Source organism: Microbacterium sp. UBA837 (assembly GCF_002296025.1).
In the GTDB taxonomy this organism is placed as follows: domain Bacteria; phylum Actinomycetota; class Actinomycetes; order Actinomycetales; family Microbacteriaceae; genus Microbacterium.
In genome coordinates, this window is sequence record NZ_DBHD01000085.1 from 1 (window position 1) to 15,530 (window position 15,530).

General features: G+C 67.6%; 17 protein-coding genes. 7 read left to right on the plus strand and 10 right to left on the minus strand.

Annotated elements, in window-relative coordinates; genetic code table 11:
* On the minus strand, positions 1 to 690 hold a 690-nt coding region (locus B3587_RS06190), incomplete at its 3' end, for a PHP domain-containing protein (protein ID WP_292727203.1).
* Between the two features lie 83 nt (positions 691 to 773).
* On the opposite strand from B3587_RS06190, the gene B3587_RS06195 reads away from it, so the two are divergent.
* Both B3587_RS06195 and B3587_RS06200 read left to right on the plus strand, forming a co-directional pair.
* Positions 774 to 1,796, plus strand: coding sequence for an endonuclease/exonuclease/phosphatase family protein (locus B3587_RS06195; RefSeq protein ID WP_228177112.1), 1,023 nt, complete (start codon positions 774 to 776; stop codon positions 1,794 to 1,796).
* Positions 1,797 to 1,828: 32 nt separating this feature from the next.
* On the plus strand, positions 1,829 to 3,247 hold the full coding sequence (locus B3587_RS06200) for an aminopeptidase P family protein (RefSeq protein WP_292727206.1): 1,419 nt from the start codon (positions 1,829 to 1,831) through the stop codon (positions 3,245 to 3,247).
* A gap of 16 nt (positions 3,248 to 3,263) precedes the next feature.
* On the opposite strand, the gene B3587_RS06205 is transcribed toward B3587_RS06200, so the two are convergent.
* Positions 3,264 to 3,944, minus strand: coding sequence for a general stress protein (locus B3587_RS06205; RefSeq protein WP_228177110.1), 681 nt, complete (start codon positions 3,942 to 3,944; stop codon positions 3,264 to 3,266).
* Between the two features lie 103 nt (positions 3,945 to 4,047).
* Between B3587_RS06205 and B3587_RS06210 the strand changes: the two genes are divergently transcribed.
* From B3587_RS06210 to B3587_RS06220, 3 genes are read left to right on the plus strand one after another with little or no spacing between them, the layout of a single operon-like run.
* A complete protein-coding gene (locus B3587_RS06210) occupies positions 4,048 to 5,328 on the plus strand; it encodes a magnesium transporter MgtE N-terminal domain-containing protein (protein ID WP_228177109.1) in 1,281 nt (426 codons plus the stop codon).
* Positions 5,328 to 5,897, plus strand: a complete 570-nt coding sequence (locus B3587_RS06215; RefSeq protein WP_292727208.1) for a DUF1003 domain-containing protein — start codon at positions 5,328 to 5,330, stop codon at positions 5,895 to 5,897. Before B3587_RS06210 ends, B3587_RS06215 begins: the two co-directional genes overlap by 1 nt.
* 58 nt (positions 5,898 to 5,955) lie before the next feature.
* A complete protein-coding gene (locus tag B3587_RS06220; protein ID WP_414683118.1) occupies positions 5,956 to 7,062 on the plus strand; it encodes an Mrp/NBP35 family ATP-binding protein in 1,107 nt (368 codons plus the stop codon).
* On the opposite strand, the gene B3587_RS06225 is transcribed toward B3587_RS06220, so the two are convergent.
* On the minus strand, positions 7,055 to 7,453 hold the full coding sequence (locus B3587_RS06225; protein WP_292727212.1) for a Sec-independent protein translocase TatB: 399 nt from the start codon (positions 7,451 to 7,453) through the stop codon (positions 7,055 to 7,057). The genes B3587_RS06220 and B3587_RS06225 overlap by 8 nt on opposite strands.
* A gap of 79 nt (positions 7,454 to 7,532) precedes the next feature.
* Between B3587_RS06225 and B3587_RS06230 the strand changes: the two genes are divergently transcribed.
* A complete protein-coding gene (locus B3587_RS06230; RefSeq protein ID WP_292727213.1) occupies positions 7,533 to 8,165 on the plus strand; it encodes an O-methyltransferase in 633 nt (210 codons plus the stop codon).
* Between the two features lie 70 nt (positions 8,166 to 8,235).
* On the opposite strand, the gene B3587_RS06235 is transcribed toward B3587_RS06230, so the two are convergent.
* From B3587_RS06235 to dapE, 3 genes are read right to left on the minus strand one after another with little or no spacing between them, the layout of a single operon-like run.
* Complete coding sequence (locus tag B3587_RS06235; protein ID WP_076490128.1) at positions 8,236 to 8,409, minus strand: DUF3117 domain-containing protein; 174 nt, start codon at positions 8,407 to 8,409, stop codon at positions 8,236 to 8,238.
* A gap of 35 nt (positions 8,410 to 8,444) precedes the next feature.
* Positions 8,445 to 9,665, minus strand: a complete 1,221-nt coding sequence (locus B3587_RS06240; RefSeq protein ID WP_228177104.1) for a hypothetical protein — start codon at positions 9,663 to 9,665, stop codon at positions 8,445 to 8,447.
* Entirely contained in the window at positions 9,653 to 10,717 is a 1,065-nt protein-coding gene (dapE, locus tag B3587_RS06245; protein WP_228177103.1) for a succinyl-diaminopimelate desuccinylase, read from the minus strand. The genes B3587_RS06240 and dapE overlap by 13 nt, the downstream gene beginning before the upstream one ends.
* Positions 10,718 to 10,805: 88 nt before the next feature.
* On the opposite strand from dapE, the gene dapD reads away from it, so the two are divergent.
* The gene (gene dapD, locus B3587_RS06250; protein ID WP_292727216.1) at positions 10,806 to 11,765 is read left to right on the plus strand and encodes a 2,3,4,5-tetrahydropyridine-2,6-dicarboxylate N-succinyltransferase; all 960 of its coding nucleotides are present in this window, start codon (positions 10,806 to 10,808) and stop codon (positions 11,763 to 11,765) included.
* A gap of 20 nt (positions 11,766 to 11,785) precedes the next feature.
* Here dapD and ddaH read toward each other — a convergent pair whose 3' ends face one another.
* The 4 genes from ddaH to fdxA all read right to left on the minus strand — a co-directional run bounded on the left by ddaH (position 11,786) and on the right by fdxA (position 15,526).
* Positions 11,786 to 12,547, minus strand: coding sequence for a dimethylargininase (ddaH, locus tag B3587_RS06255; protein ID WP_228177101.1), 762 nt, complete (start codon positions 12,545 to 12,547; stop codon positions 11,786 to 11,788).
* 37 nt (positions 12,548 to 12,584) lie between these two features.
* Positions 12,585 to 13,880, minus strand: coding sequence for a citrate synthase (locus B3587_RS06260; protein WP_228177100.1), 1,296 nt, complete (start codon positions 13,878 to 13,880; stop codon positions 12,585 to 12,587).
* A 202-nt stretch (positions 13,881 to 14,082) separates the two neighbouring features.
* Positions 14,083 to 15,189 carry a succinyldiaminopimelate transaminase gene (gene dapC, locus B3587_RS06265; RefSeq protein WP_292727218.1) on the minus strand — a complete coding sequence of 369 codons (1,107 nt, stop codon included), beginning with the start codon at positions 15,187 to 15,189 and terminating at the stop codon, positions 14,083 to 14,085.
* A gap of 16 nt (positions 15,190 to 15,205) precedes the next feature.
* Positions 15,206 to 15,526: a ferredoxin gene (gene fdxA / locus B3587_RS06270; RefSeq protein WP_292727220.1), complete on the minus strand. Its 321-nt coding sequence runs from the start codon at positions 15,524 to 15,526 to the stop codon at positions 15,206 to 15,208.
* Positions 15,527 to 15,530: the final 4 nt, after the last annotated feature.

Consider the following 15,530-nt stretch of genomic DNA (forward strand, 5'->3'; position numbering starts at 1 on the left):
AGCAGTGTTGTCGCGGTGGCCGAGTTCGAAGCCGGCAAGACCGGCATCCAGCATCCGGTTCACGAGCGGCGCAGGGAACGGTCCTGCACGCCCGGCGGGGTGGGCGAGGATCGGCACTCCCCCGGCAGACACGATGAGCCGCACCGCAGTGACCGGGTCGGGGGCAAACAGAGCGACGTAGTACGGGCTGCGCGGGCTGAGGATGCCGCGAAAGGCCTCATCACGATCGCGCACGTGCCCCCGAGCGACGAGCGCGTCGGCGATGTGAGGGCGACCAACGGTAGCTCCGTCGGAGGTCTGCTCGAGGATGTCCTCCCACTCGAGGTCGAAATCTCGGGCGATCCGGTCCGAGATCATCCGGGCCCGGTCGAGGCGAGAGGTCCGCACCCGCTCGGTCATCGCCCGCAGGTTCTCGTCGTCGGGGTCGAACAGGTAGGCGAGCACATGAACGCTGCGCCAGTCATCGCGCGCCGACATCTCCATGCCCGGTACGAACATCATGCCGAGGGACGCGGCTGCCTCGGCGGCCTCACCCCAACCCGCGGCGGTGTCGTGATCGGTCAGGGCGGCGATGCGCAGGCCGTGACGATGCGCTGCCCGCATGACGTCAGCTGGCGCGTCTGTCCCGTCTGACTGCGTCGAATGCAGATGCAGGTCGGCGGGTCCCTCGAAGAGCCGCTCGTCGTCCATCGTTTGAGCCTAGCGCCGCGTGCACAGCTCACCGCGGCGCGGCTCGTACCCTTCTCTCAGAACGCTGTCATAGGCTCGTGGACGTGCGTCGAGCTCTGGGGATCCTCGTTGCGGTGATCTGGGTCGCCGTGGTCGCGGTGCTCACCGCTCCCGACTTCTTCCGGGTGGAACGCCTGGCACCGATCGCCCAGATCATCGCTTTCCGCGGGGTGATCCTCCTCGCCATCGCGGCGGTCGGCATCCTCGCCCTGTTCGCGTCGTTCGCTCGGTCGATTCGACCGCTCGCGATCACCGTCGTGATCGTTGCAGTGATCGGTGTTCTCGCGAACGGGGCTATCGTCCTGGGCCGCGGTATCGGCACCGAGAGCCTTCCCGCAAAGACCGACACCGCCATCCGCGTCATGACCTGGAACACCGCGGGACCGGCGACCTCCGCCGATGAGATCGCGCGCCTGGCCGTCGCGATGGATGCCGACATCGTCGCTCTTCCCGAAACGACCATCGAGACCGGCGAACAGGTCGCGATCGAGATGAGGGAGCTCGGCCATCCGATGTGGGCACACCACGCGAAAGACCCCTCGACGCCCTGGGATGCCGGATCGACGACCCTGCTCATCACCCCCGATCTCGGCGATTATGCGGTGATCGAATCGTCGGTGGAGGGCACGAGCACGACATCCACGGTGCCAAGCGCCGTAGCGATGCCCGTTTCGGGGGTCGGCCCGATCGTCGTGGCAGCTCACGCCGTCGCACCCCGCTCCGGCTACATGGAGGATTGGCGCGCCGATCTGCGTTGGCTCGGCGACCAGTGCGCTGCCGACAACGTCATCATGGCCGGCGACTTCAACGCGACGCTCGACCATTTCGGCGGACTCGGCGTCGATGGGGGCGAACTCGGGCGGTGCGTGGATGCGGCGGCAGCCAGCGGCACGGGATCCGTGGGCACCTGGAGCACGGCCTGGCCCTCGCTACTGGGCACCGCCATCGACCACGTCATGACAACCGACGCGTGGACGGTGACGGGTTCACTCGTTCTGTCATCGGTCGACGGCAGCGGAAGCGATCACCGACCGCTCGTGGTGCAACTGGAACCAGCCCAACCCTGACCCACGAGAACCTCGCGTGCGAGACTGGATGAATGAGCACGACCGGCGACAGCGAAGCCACGACGACGACTGCGGCGACCGAAACCAGCACGACAAACCGCAAGCAGCCGTTCCCGCAGGGCTTCCTCGACACGATCTCGACGGGCTGGGCTGAGCGCCCCGAAACGTTCCCCCCCGCCCGGTCGCGGGCCGCCTTCGCGGCGCGACGCCGCCACGCGCTCTCGGCGGCCTTCCCCGGCGAGCGCCTGGTCTTTCCCGCGGGTGAGCTCAAGCAGCGCTCCAACGACACCGACTACCGGTTCCGGGCTCATTCGGCCTTCGCACACCTGACCGGGTGGGGGTCGGATGCCGAACCCGGCGCGATCCTCGTGATGGACCCGCTTCCCGACGGCGGACACGAGGCAGTCCTGTACTTCCGCGAGCGCGCTGACCGTACGACGGCAGAGTTCTACGCCGATGCGTCCATCGGGGAGTTCTGGATCGGGCCGCGTCCGGCCCTGGCGGGTGTTGCTGCCGACCTCGGCATCCGTACCGACCACATCGCCGCCTTCGCACCAGCCGACGGCGAGCGCGTCGTGGAGGTTGACGCCGACCTCACCCGCGCGGTTTCGGAGATGCGACTGATCAAGGATGAGGATGAGATCGCGCAGATGCGCGAAGCCGTCGCCGTGACCGCAGCGGGGTTCGATGACATCGTCGCCGACCTCCCCCGAATCGCCCGACACCCCCGCGGGGAACGGATTGTCGAGGGAGTGTTCCACTTGCGCGCGCGCAGCGACGGCAACGGCGAGGGATACGACACGATTGCCGCATCCGGACCCCACGCCTGCTACCTGCACTGGACCCGCAACGACGGCGCGGTGCTGCCGGGAGATCTCATCCTGATCGATGCCGGCGTCGAGCTCGACAGTCTCTACACCGCCGACATCACCCGAACCCTGCCGGTCAGCGGGACGTTCACCGACGTGCAGCGACGCGTCTACGAGACGGTACGCGAGGCCGCGGATGCCGCGTTCGCTGCAGCCCGCCCCGGGGTGACCTTCCGCTCGATCCACGAAGCCGCCATGCAGGTCATCGCTGCGCGCACTGCGCAGTGGGGCCTTCTGCCGGTGACCGCTGAGGAAGCTCTTGCTGCGGACACCGGTGGCCAGCATCGCCGGTACATGGTCCACGGCACCAGCCACCACCTCGGCATCGACGTTCACGACTGCGCTCAGGCGCGCAGGGAGATGTACTACGACGGCATCCTGCAGCCCGGGATGGTGTTCACGATCGAGCCGGGCCTGTACTTCCAGATCGACGACCTCACGGTTCCCGAAGAACTGCGCGGAATCGGCGTTCGCATCGAGGACGACGTATTGATGACCGTCGAGGGCCCCGTGAACCTGTCAGCAGGCATCCCCCGCACAGCCGACGAGGTCGAAGCCTGGATCGCGCGGCTCGCGCGCTAGCGCACCGAGCGGGCGACTACGCCTTGTCGTCGCCCCGCGGCGCCGCATCCTGGCCGGCTCCGGTGTCGGGAGTGCCCGGCGCAGATGAGGCATCAGTGCCGGATTCCGCCGGCTCCGGCGGCGTCACGTCTTCGATCCGCTGGCCGTAGCGCGGCGGCTCCAGGGGCGCGGCCGGGCGCTCGGGCGGCGGGGTGACCACCTGCGTACGCTGCGGCGCTGGCGCTGCAGCCTGTGGTCCCAGCACCTGGCGTGCCCTTCCCGCACTGCTGCCGGCAACGGCGATGTCGTAGTGGTCGGCGACGAACTGCATGACCGACGCGAAGTCGCGGCGGCGGCGCACGATGGCGAAGGTCAGCAAGCTGGCGAGCATGCCGATCGCGATGCCGACGAACAGCACCCCGACGAAGGCCTGGATCGGCACGTTCGGCATCCCGAGTACGAAGACGGCAGAAAACAGCATGCCCAGGAGCAGTCCGTTGATCGCGCCTGATCGCGCTGCCGTGGCGTAGCCGAGGCGACCGGTGACCCGCTCCATCGAACGCAACCCCTGACCGACGATCGTGATCTCACGGGCGGGAATGTCTTCGGCGATGAGCTTGGACACCGCCTTCTGGGCGGCTTCGTACTTGTCGAAGGTCGCGACGGTCTGTCCGACGTCCTCGAGGTTGCGGGCGAACTGGCCCCCCATCATGCTCATTCGTCCATCCTCCCATGTCGCGTCTTGCCGTCCGCTGAGTCGACATGAATCGCCGCACGCAACCGCAGGATGCCATGCCCGGGCGCCGGGCTACGCTGGACGGGTGAACACGCAGCGGGTCTTCGTCGCGCGGCTCTCTGGCTGCGCAGTCTTCGACCCTGCCGGCGATCGGCTCGGACGCGTCCGCGATGTCGTGGTCGTCTACCGTGCCGATGACCCGCCCCGCGTCGTCGGACTCGTGGTCGAGATCCCCGGTCGGCGAAACGTCTTCGTCTCTATCGGGCGTGTCACCTCGATCGCGCCGGGACAGGTCATCACCACCGGCCTCATCAATGTCCGCCGGTTCCAGCAGCGCGGCGGCGAGGTCCGGGTCCTCGCCGAACTTCTCGGTCGTCGGGTCTACTTCCGCGACGGATCAGGGGAAGCGGTCATCGAGGATGCCGCCATCGAGCGCGACCGGCTGGGCGCCTGGGACATCGGACAGCTGTTCCTGCGCCGTCCCCGCACGAGCGCTTCTCCGTTCACGAAGGGCCCGACAACGCTCGCCGGCTGGGATGAGGTCACCGAGCAACTCGATTCGACGCAGGAACCGTCGGCGGAACAGCTCGTTGCGACCCTCAGCGAGCTGAAACCCGCCGACCTCGCCAATACGCTGCTCGACCTTCCCGACGCACGCCTGCTCGAGGTCGCTGAAGAGCTCCCCGACGACCGCCTCGCCGACGCACTCGAAGAGATGCCCGAGGACGACCAGGCGCACATCCTCGAGCAGCTGGGCGACGAGCGCGCCGCCGACATCCTCGACGCCATGGAACCGGATGACGCGGCCGATCTTCTGGGGCAGCTTCCCGCCCTTCGCTCCGAGCAGCTCCTGGACCTCATGGAGCCCGAGGAAGCTGAGGACGTTCGCGAGCTCCTGAAGTACGGCCCTGACACTGCCGGTGGTCTCATGACGAGCGAGCCGATTGTGCTCTCGGCCGAAGCGACGGTCGCCGAAGCGCTCGCGCTCATCCGCCGCCATGAACTGCATCCGGCACTCGCGGCGTCAGTGTTCATCACCCTTCCCCCGTACGAGACTCCCACGGGGCGGTTCTTGGGTACCGTGCACTTCCAACGGATGCTGCGCTACCCGCCGCACGAGCGGCTCGGTTCCCTCATCGACGACACCATCGAGCCGCTCGCGGCTACCGCGACGGCAGCCGAGGTCGCCCGCATCCTCGCCTCGTACAACCTCGTGTCGGTGCCCGTCGTCGATCAGGTCCACCGCCTCGTCGGTGTTGTCAGCGTCGACGACGTCCTGGACTACCTCCTCCCCGAGGACTGGCGCTCGCACTCCACCGACCAGCGACCGGTGTCCTTTCCCTGGACAGGGCCGGTGAAGCTGTGATGGCGCGCTCGCCTCGGGGGTTGGATGCCCCCCGCGGTCGGTCGAGCATGCCGATTCGCGGGCGCACACCTCAGCCCTCGCGGGATCGGTTCGGCAGGGCCACGGAATGGATCGCCCGAAACATGGGGACCCCGTGGTTCCTCGTGGCCCTCACGCTGTTCTGCGTCGCGTGGATCGCGTGGAACACTGCTGCCCCCGAGAATCTGCGGTTCGATTCCGCGGCCAACGGCTTCACGGCCCTGACGCTCATGCTCTCGCTGCAGGCTTCCTACGCCGCTCCCCTCATCCTGCTCGCCCAGAACCGCCAGGATGACCGCGACCGCGTGCAGATCGAGCAGGACCGCCAGCGCGCGGAACGAAACCTGGCCGATACCGAGTACCTCGCGCGCGAGATCGTGGCCCTCCGCATCGCCCTCACCGAAGTCACCTCCGAGGTCGTCACCCGTGACACGCTGCGCGCCGAGCTGAAATCGCTGCTGAGAAAGCTCGACGAACGCGCGGAGCCGCAGCACACCGAGGGCGCGCCCGCCACGAACGCGTCTCCGGCTCGCGAGGACGGCTCGGCGTGATGAGCGGGGGCGTGCGGTGACAGCCGCAGACGAGGTCACGCGCACCGTCGGCGCCGTGATGGATCCGGAGTTGCGCCGCCCGATCGGCGAGCTCGGCATGGTTCGCGGCGCTCGCGTCGATGACGGCACGGCATGGGTCGACATTGCGCTCACCGTCGCCGGATGCCCCGCTGCAGCTCGAATCGAATCCGATGTTCGTGCCGCCGCACTGTCGGTACCGGGCGTGGCTTCCGCCGAGATCGCAGTGGGGGTCATGGATGCACAGGAGCGCGCTCGCCTCACCGAGATGCTCCGCGCCGGGCGCCCGGCCAGGTCGATGCCGTTCGGGCCCGATTCCCTGACCCGCGTGATCGCCGTCACGAGCGGCAAAGGCGGGGTCGGCAAGTCGACACTGACCGCGCTGCTGGCGACGAGCCTGGCAGCGCGGGGCCTGCGCGTCGGGCTCATCGACGCCGACGTCCACGGGTTCTCGATTCCCGGCATCCTGGGTCTTGTCGGACCGGACGGCACGCCCCCGCAACCGACGCGGATCGATAACCTCATGCTGCCTCCCGTCGCGCACGGGGTGAAGGTGATCTCGATCGGAATGTTCCTGCGACGTGGTTCGGGAGAGGAGCCGCTCGGCGCCGTGGCGTGGCGTGGCCCGATGCTCCACCGCACCGTGCAGCAGTTCCTCACCGACGTCCACTTCGGTGACCTCGACATTCTGCTGCTAGACATGCCACCGGGAACCGGCGATGTCGCGATCTCCGTCGGACAACTCCTGCCCCACGCCGAGGTCATCGTGGTGACCACGCCCCAGCGCGCGGCCGCCGACGTCGCGATCCGCTCGGGTCTCGTGGCCCGGCAGACCGGTCAGCGCGTGCTGGGAGTCGTCGAGAACATGGCGCCGCTGACCCTTCCCGACGGCACAGTGCTCGATCTGTTCGGCTCCGGCGGCGGGGAGCTTGTCGCCACCGCGCTGCAGACGGATGCCGAACCCGTCCCGCTCCTCGGCTCCATCCCGCTCAGTCAGGGCGTGCGGGCATCAGGCGACGCCGGCGACGTGCACCTCGTGACGGATGCCGGCGACCCCGCCGCGGCGGCAATCGAGGCCGTCGCGGATGCGGTTCTGGGCTCCGGCCGCGGACTGTCGGGCCGCTCCCTGCCGATGCGCGTCAGGTAGCTTCCGCATCGAACGGCGGAGTCTCGCCGGCGGCCAGCGGCGGTGCCTTCGTCGACGTTGCGCTCTCTGCCGCGGCAGCAGCTGTGCCGGCGGCCGCCATCGTTGCGGATTGCGGCTTGACGGGCGGTGTCGGCGGGTCATCGAGGAGGGCCTCACGGATGATGCGACGGGGGTCGTACTGGCGCGGATCGAGCGTGCGCCAATCCACGTCGTCGAAGTCCTCGCCCATCTCCTCTTTCACGCGCGAGCCTGCGGAGCGGGCGAAGTCGCGAGCTCGACGCGCGAACTGTCCGAGTGCTGCCGCATAGCGCGGAAGACGCTGGGGGCCGATGATCATCCCGGCGATCAGACCGATCAGCAAAAGCTTCTCGATCGTGATCCCGTTGAACATGGCTCAAGATTACCCCTCGCGCCTCAGCGAGAATCCGGGCGCGCGCACGTAGGCTTGCCCCTCAGGGAAAGGGCAGTGCATGGGAGATCACGCGGTCAATCGATTCGTCGAAGAGGTCACGGTCGAACCCGACGCGATCGCCCGCGCTCGCGAGGCTGCGCTGGAGTTGGGCGCCGAACCGATCAGCGCGGCAGTCGGCGTGCAGTGTGCGACCATCGCCGCCGTCGGGCGCGCGCTGAACATCGTCGAGATCGGCACGGGCGGCGGAGTCTCCGGCCTGTGGCTGCTGCGCGGTGCGCCGCAGGCGACTCTCACCACGATCGATGTCGAGCCCGAGCATCTCGGGGCAGCGCGTCAGGCTTTCGCGCAGGCGAAGGTGCCGCCCGCTCGCGCCCGGTTCATCACGGGCCGCGCAGCCGAGGTGCTTCCGCGCATGAACGAGGCATCGTACGACATCGTGTTGGTCGACGCCGAGCCCGAGGGCGTCATCGAATACGTCGAACACGGACTGCGACTGGTACGCCCCGGCGGTACCGTCCTCATCCCCCGAGTCCTCGCCGGAGGTGCCGTCGCCGATCCGGTCAAGCGCGACGAGGTGACGACCGCGTACCGCTCGCTCATTCAAGAGGTTGCACAGTCCCCCGCTGTCCTGGGTGCGCTCAACACTGCGCGCGAAGGACTCCTGCAGCTCACGACGCTCCCGTCGGTCTAAAGCGCCACACCGACAACGCGAAAGCGGCCGGTCTACCGACCGGCCGCTTTCGCGTTGAGATGATCGCGTGTTACGCGGCTCCGACAACTCCGCCGAGCACGTCGTACAGTTCCTTGGCCTCGGCGTCGTTCACCGAGACGACAAGGCGGCCACCGCCTTCGAGAGGTACTCGCACGATGATGAGGCGGCCTTCCTTCACGGCCTCCATCGGTCCGTCTCCGGTTCGCGGCTTCATGGCTGCCATGGCGGCTCCCTTTCGTCGTGGTCTACCAATCAAGCTTAGGGGATTTGCCAGAACCGATTGCCGAGGGCATACATGTTGTAGATCCACCACCACTGCCCGGCCAGGCACGCGATGAGGACGCCGACGCGCCACACGAGGGACCGCGGCACCGCAAAGGCGCCCCAGAGGGGCGACAGCGGAACAAGGAGGCGAAAGATGCTCGACTGGGGGAAGAACACCGCCAGCAGGTAGACGAGGTAGCTGACAGCCCAGAGGCGGATCTCGGGTCCCAGCGCCCGAACCTGCGGCGCCCAGAGCAGCGCCGCGGCCGCGCCGGCCAGAATCACCGAGAGCAGGATGACTCCGCCGGCGGCCCCCCACCCCCAGACCTCCCCCCAGAACGCAGCACCGCGCACGAAGGCGTCGAACGGCAGGAAGTGCCCCGCATCGTCCGGGAGCCAGTTGCGCCGCCATGCGAGTTCAGTGGCAAGGTAGGCGCCCGGATCCCCCGTGACGATAGCCGCGATGATCTGCCAGGAAAACCCCACAGCGGTGGCGAGCGCGCCCAGGGCGACGATGTGGATGACCTCGCGCACACGAAGCGGTTCGGCGCGGCGTGAGAAGAAGCGCCAGATTCCGAAGAGCCCGATGAACAGTGCGAACGCGAGAACGCCGGGCCGCGTGTAGCCCATCAGGACCACCAGCGGATACACCCACACGAAGCGGTGGGCGGTGACAGCCCACAGCGCCAAGAAGAGCCACAGCAGGAAGAGCGCCTCCGCGTAGCCCACCTGGAACAGTGCAGCCAACGGACCGGCAGCAAAGAAGGCGGACGCCCAGATGGCAGCCGATCCCCCGATCCGACCCCGCAGCATCCGGTACAGCACGTAGGTTGCGCCGTACCCGGCTGCCAGAGATATCAGAACGGCAGCGACTCCCCACCAACCGCCCACGAGCGGCGCGATGGCGGCAGCGAGGTATGCGTAGATCGGCATGAACGCCCACTGATTTTCGGCGACAGCGCCCGCGTCAGTGAGAGGAAGGTCGGCGGGGTAACCGTTGACCGCCAGGAACCAATACCACTGGGCATCCCACCCCACGACGAGATCCTGGACACTCGCCCCCGCACCGAAGCGTGTTCCCTCGGCCGATAACGCGGCAGCCAGGATCAGGAAGCCGAACGTGACGGCACGCGCAGCGAGATAGATGAGCGCGATCGTCAGCGCCGGCGGTAGCGACCGCCGGGATGGCGGCGCCGGTGCCGTCAGGTCAGCCACGCGCGCAGCCCGCGCTCGACATCCAGAATCTGGGCAACGGCAACGCGCTCTTCGTCGTGATGAGCGAGTTGCGGGTCTCCCGGGCCGTAGTTGACAGCGGGGATGCCGAGAGCCGAGAACCGTGCCACATCCGTCCAGCCGTACTTGGGTTGCGCGGTACCGCCAACGGCAGTGACGAACTCCTGCGCCAGCGGGTCGTCCAACCCCGGCCGCGCGCCCTCGGCCATATCGATGACCTCGACCTCGAACCCGTCGAAGACCTCTCGCACGTGCGCCTCGGCCTCGGCGCCACTGCGTGAGGGAGCAAAGCGGTAGTTCACCTCGACCTCACAGACGTCGGGGATGACGTTTCCTGCCACACCGCCCGTGATGCGAACAGCGTTCAGACCTTCCCGGTAGACGAGCCCGTCAACGGGAACCTCCCGCGCAGTGTAGGCGGCGAGCCGCTCGAGAATTGGTGCCGCCTTGTGGATGGCGTTCTCGCCGATCCATGACCGTGCACTGTGCGAACGCACACCGTGCGTTCTGACGATCGCCCGCATGTGGCCGTTGCAGCCGCCCTCCACCTGGCCGTTGGAGGGCTCCCCGAGAATAGCGAAGTCGGCGGCCAACAGGTCGGCCCGGGTCGCTGCGATGCGGGTGAGCGCGTTGAGGGCAGCAGCCACCTCCTCGTGGTCATACCAGATCCACGTGATGTCAGCCTTCGGCGCGACGAGGTCGGCGGCAAGCTTGAGCTGCACCGCTACTCCGGCCTTCATGTCAACGGTGCCGCGGCCCCAGATGAACTCTTCGCCGTCGATGTCGACCGTTCGCGTGGGAACGTTGCGGTTGATGGGGACGGTGTCGATGTGGCCGGCGATGGCAACCCGGCGATCTCTCCCGAGATTCGTGCGAGCGATGATCGTGTCGCCGTCTCGGATGACCTCGAGGTGTGGCAGGTCGCCCACTGCCTGCTCGATCAGGTCCGCGAGATGTCCTTCGTCTCCCGAGACGCTGGGGATATCGCAGATCGCGCGGGTGAGATCGACAGCATTCGAGGTCAGGTCCAGCACTCCTCGAGTCTAGCCAGGGGTCGAAGCTGTGCGATGGGCGGGGCGTGACAGGCGCAGCGCCTGGGGCGCGACTCGATACCCTGGAACGATGACGGCACAGCGGAAGATCAGCGGTATCGGGGCGGCAACTGTCGCGGCAGACGGCACGGTTCTGGACACCTGGTACCCGTCGCCTCAGGCGGGGGCACTGTCTGATCACCGGGACGCTCACGAGGCCGCACGAGCTCTGGTAGCCGAGGCTGTGGGCACGGATGACACGCGCGGCGTCAGCATCGAGCAGGTCGAGATCGAGATCGATCTCCACGCGGCACCCTCGGGCACACCGGATGCCTACCTCCGCCTCCACGCACTGTCACACCGACTAGTCGCTCCGAACAACCTGAACCTTGACGGCATCTTCGGTGCGCTCCCCAACGTCGCCTGGACCAACGCCGGACCCGTCGACCCGCGCGAGCTCGACCGGCGCCGCGCACGACTGCAACGCGCCGGCATCCAGGTGCAGAGCCTCGATAAGTTCCCGCGCCTGACCGACTACGTCGTGCCCACGGGCGTCCGCATCGGCGACGCGTCTCGCGTGCGGCTGGGCGCGTACCTGTCCCCCGGAACCACCGTGATGCACGAAGGCTTCGTGAACTACAACGCCGGAACCCTCGGCCAGAGCATGGTGGAGGGCCGAATCTCACAGGGCGTCATCGTCGGTGACGGCAGCGACATCGGCGGCGGCTCCTCGATCATGGGCACACTCTCGGGAGGCGGCACGCACCGTGTCTCGATCGGGAGTCGTTCCCTCCTCGGCGCAAACGCGGGCATCGGCATCTCTCTGGGGGACGATTGCGTCGTCGAGGCAGGGTTGTACGTCACCGCAGGGTCGAAGATCGTGCTCGCCGACGAGCCTGTCGGCGCTGACGGTACGCGCCCGACAGTCAAGGGTGCTGAGCTCTCGGGCCGGGACGGCATCCTGTTCCGCCGCAACTCGCTCACGGGAGCGATCGAGGCAGTCCGCCGCGCTGGCGTCGGGGTGACCCTCAACGAAGCGCTCCACGCCTGAGGCGAGGTCGAATCTGCGCGTCAGCGACGCACGCGCACTGAGAGGCACGTAACGCACCCCTCGAGTTTCTCGAACTCCGTCACGGGTGTCTGGATGACGGTGAGCCCGCGCGAGCGGAGAAGCGCAGCCGTTTGCGGTGCATCGGCCGACATCAGGACTGTCGCCTCGTCGAGGACGACAACGGCGGTGCCGTGCTCTTCGGGCACGGGGAGGAATCGGGGGAACACCGACGGGTCGTCGACGAGCGGCTCGTACCCGATGACGGTTCCATCAGGAAGCGCCGTCACCGCGCTCTTCAGATGCAGGACGCGTGTCACCGGCACCGCGACGACCTTCCATCCCCGAGGGCTCAGCAGGGCCTCCAGTTGGCGGATGCCGTCATCATTGGTCCGCGATGACGCCCCGACGTAGACGGTGCGCCCGATCTTGAGCACGTCGCCGCCGTCGAGGGTGCCCGGCGCTTCGATCTCGTGCACAGGAAAACCGAGCGTCTCTGCTACCGCGCGGGCCGTTGCGATTTCGCCGCGCCGGGATTCGGCGCCGGGCCGACCGATCACCACGATGTCGTCGAATATGACGAGGGCATCCTCGATGAAGACGCCGTCGGGCTGGTCCGGTGCCGCAGGAACATCGATGACCTGCCATCCCCTGTCGCGGTACACCGCGACGTAGTCCCGCCACTGCGACAGGGCGAGGTCCGGATCGGCTTCGACCCGGTCGAGGTGCGTCAGCTCGCCGTCGGCAAGCAGCGGGGAGGGAACGCGGACGAGGAGTTTCGGCATCCGTTCAGAATGCCAGAGTCCCGCCGCGACAGCTGACTCAGACGCCAGGGTAGGTGCGTTCGGGTGCGCCCGTGTACAGCTGCTGCGGGCGGCCGATCTTGGTCTGCGGGTCGGCGTTCATCTCACGCCAGTGCGCGAGCCATCCCGGAAGGCGGCCGATCGCGAACAGCACGGTGAACATGCGCGTGGGGAAGCCCATCGCCTTGTACATGACGCCGGTGTAGAAATCGACGTTCGGGTAAAGGCGACGCTCCTTGAAGTAGTCGTCGTTGAGGGCGATCTCTTCGAGCTGCTTGGCAAGATCCAGGAGCGGGTCATGCACACCGAGCTCCGAGAGCACCTCGTCGGCCGACTCCTTCACGAGCTTTGCGCGCGGGTCGTAGTTCTTGTAGACCCGGTGCCCGAAGCCCATGAGCTTGACGCCGTCCTCCTTGTTCTTGACCCGCTCGACGAAGCGTTCGACGCTCTCGCCCGAGTCTCGGATGCGGGCGAGCATCGAGAGAACCGCCTCGTTCGCACCGCCGTGCAGCGGGCCGTAAAGCGCGTTGATACCCGCCGAGATCGACGAGAACTGGTTGGCGCCGGTCGACCCGACCAGGCGCACCGTCGAGGTCGACGCGTTCTGCTCGTGGTCCTCGTGCAGGATCAGCAACCGTTCGAGCGCCCGGGATACGACGGGGTTGACGTCGTACAGCTCCGATAGGACACCGAAATTGAGCTTGAGGAAGTTGTCGACGAAGCTCATCGAGTTGTCGGGGTACAGGAAAGCCTGGCCGATGCTCTTCTTGTGGGCGTAGGCCGCAATGACCGGGAGCTTCGCGAGAAGCCGGATCGTGTTGACCTCGACGTGCTCGGGATTGTGGGGGTCGGACTCGTCTTCGTAGTAGGTCGACAGAGTGGCCGTCGCCGCCGACAGCACCGACATCGGATGCGCGGTCGGCGGCAGCGAGCCGAAAAAGCGCTTGAGGTCCTCGTGCAGCAGTGTGTGGCGACGGATGCGGTTGTCGAACTCCGCGAGTTCGTCGGCCGTGGGCAGCTCGCCGTAGATGAGCAGCCACGCGACCTCGAGGTACGTGCTGTGAGTCGCGAGCTGCTCGATCGGATAACCGCGGTAGCGCAGGATGCCGGCATCCCCGTCGATATAGGTAATCGCCGACTTGGTGGAGGCGGTGTTGACGAATCCGTAGTCCAGGGCCGTGTACCCCGTCTGCCGCGTAAAGGTTGCGACATCGATGCTCGGTACTCCGTCGGTGCCGTGGAGCACGGGGAACTCGGCGGTCCGATCGCCGACGGTCAGGATGGCCTTTTGCTGCGGGGTCTGCGCGTCGTCCACGGCGCCTCCTTGCATTGTCTGGGGCTGTCGTCGGCACCGGGACGGGTTCGCCGCCTCGCGGAGCCGTCCAAGCACGCGTCGGTGCCCGGGCTGCCTTTACAGCCTAGTAGTCGGCCCGGCCTACTGTGCGCACAGCCAAAGCGGGTGCTCTTTCGATGGAGGAAACCTCGCAGCGCGGTGCCCGAACGGGCGTGGGGGGTGTCTAGCCCGCGCGGAGGCGATCCGCCGCAGCGGCGATACGTTCATCGGTTGCCGTCAACGAGAGCCGGACGTGGTGCGAGTGCTGCGCGCCATAGAAGACGCCAGGTCCGACCAGGATGCCGCGCTGCGCGAACCACTCCACGGAGGTCCAGGCGTCCTCACCGCGCGTAAGCCACAGGTACAGGCCGGCCTCGCTCCGATCGACCCGGAATCCCGCTTCCTGCACGGCGGGAAGCAGGATCCCGCGCCGGTGCCGGTACAGCTCCCGCTGCTCGGCGACGTGCGTGTCATCACGCAGGGCGGCAGCCATCGCCGCCTGAACGGGCGCCGGCGGCATCAGCCCCAGGTGCTTACGGGCTGTCAGCATCCGCTGGATGATCGCGGTGTCGCCCGCGACGAAGGCTGCGCGGTAGCCCGCGAGGTTCGACTGCTTGCTCAGCGAGTACACCGACAGGACTCCGGTGTTGTTCCCTCCGGTGACGCGGGGGTCCAGAGCTGACGGAATCTGCTCGCGGTCCCACGGCGCTTCCCACCCGAGCTCGGCGTAGCACTCGTCGCTCGCGAACACCGCTCCGAGCTCGCTCGCGCGTTCCCGGGCGGTACGCAGCGCCGCAGCATCCAGCACGGCGCCGTCGGGGTTGCCCGGCGAGTTCACCCAGACCAGCCGAGTGTTCTCGGGCCACTGCTCCGGATCGTCGGCCGCGATCGGGGTCGCCCCCACGACTCGTGCACCGACCTCGTAGGTCGGGTATGCCGCCACCGGATGGACGACGACATCTCCGGGCCCGAGGCCGAGGAGCAGCGGCAAGAGGGCGACGAGTTCCTTCGACCCGATCGTCGGGACCACATCGTCGATCGTGAGCCCCGGAACCCCTCGACGGCGGGCATACCAGTCGACGATCGCCTCTCGCAAGAGGGGCGTTCCAACCGTCTGCGGGTAGGCGTGAGCGTCGGTCGCTGCGGCAAGAGCTCTCGCAATCACCTCGGGAGTCGGATCGACCGGCGAACCTATCGAAAGATCGACCATCCCGTCGGGGTGGGAGCGCGCCTGCGCAGCGTGGGGCACCATCGCGTCCCACGGGTAATCGGCCAGATCGGCGACGCCCATCCGTCGAAATCCCGGATCAGTGGTTCTGCGGAGGCAGCTCAGCGATGACCGGGTGATCCTTGGGAATCACACCGACCTTTGCTGCTCCCCCGGGCGAGCCGAGGTCATCGAAGAACTCGACGTTGGCCTTGTAGTAGTCCTGCCATTCGTCGGGCAGGTCGTCTTCGTAGTAGATCGCCTCGACGGGGCACACCGGCTCGCAGGCGCCGCAGTCGACACACTCGTCAGGGTGGATGTAGAGGCTACGTTCCCCCTCATAGATGCAGTCGACGGGGCACTCGTCGATGCAGGCGCGATCCTTGACATCGACGCAGGGAAGGGCGATCACATACGTCACGAAT

What these genes read in the sequence shown, in the direction of transcription:
- B3587_RS06200 (WP_292727206.1), top strand. Translation starts at nt 1,829, where the DNA reads ATGAGCACGACCGGCGACAGCGAAGCCACGACGACGACTGCGGCGACC.
- B3587_RS06205 (WP_228177110.1), bottom strand. Translation starts at nt 3,944, where the DNA reads ATGAGCATGATGGGGGGCCAGTTCGCCCGCAACCTCGAGGACGTCGGA.
- B3587_RS06215 (WP_292727208.1), top strand. Translation starts at nt 5,328, where the DNA reads ATGGCGCGCTCGCCTCGGGGGTTGGATGCCCCCCGCGGTCGGTCGAGC.
- B3587_RS06220 (WP_414683118.1), top strand. Translation starts at nt 5,956, where the DNA reads ATGGATCCGGAGTTGCGCCGCCCGATCGGCGAGCTCGGCATGGTTCGC.
- B3587_RS06225 (WP_292727212.1), bottom strand. Translation starts at nt 7,453, where the DNA reads ATGTTCAACGGGATCACGATCGAGAAGCTTTTGCTGATCGGTCTGATC.
- B3587_RS06230 (WP_292727213.1), top strand. Translation starts at nt 7,533, where the DNA reads ATGGGAGATCACGCGGTCAATCGATTCGTCGAAGAGGTCACGGTCGAA.
- B3587_RS06235 (WP_076490128.1), bottom strand. Translation starts at nt 8,409, where the DNA reads ATGGCAGCCATGAAGCCGCGAACCGGAGACGGACCGATGGAGGCCGTG.
- dapD (WP_292727216.1), top strand. Translation starts at nt 10,806, where the DNA reads ATGACGGCACAGCGGAAGATCAGCGGTATCGGGGCGGCAACTGTCGCG.
- ddaH (WP_228177101.1), bottom strand. Translation starts at nt 12,547, where the DNA reads ATGCCGAAACTCCTCGTCCGCGTTCCCTCCCCGCTGCTTGCCGACGGC.
- dapC (WP_292727218.1), bottom strand. Translation starts at nt 15,189, where the DNA reads ATGGGCGTCGCCGATCTGGCCGATTACCCGTGGGACGCGATGGTGCCC.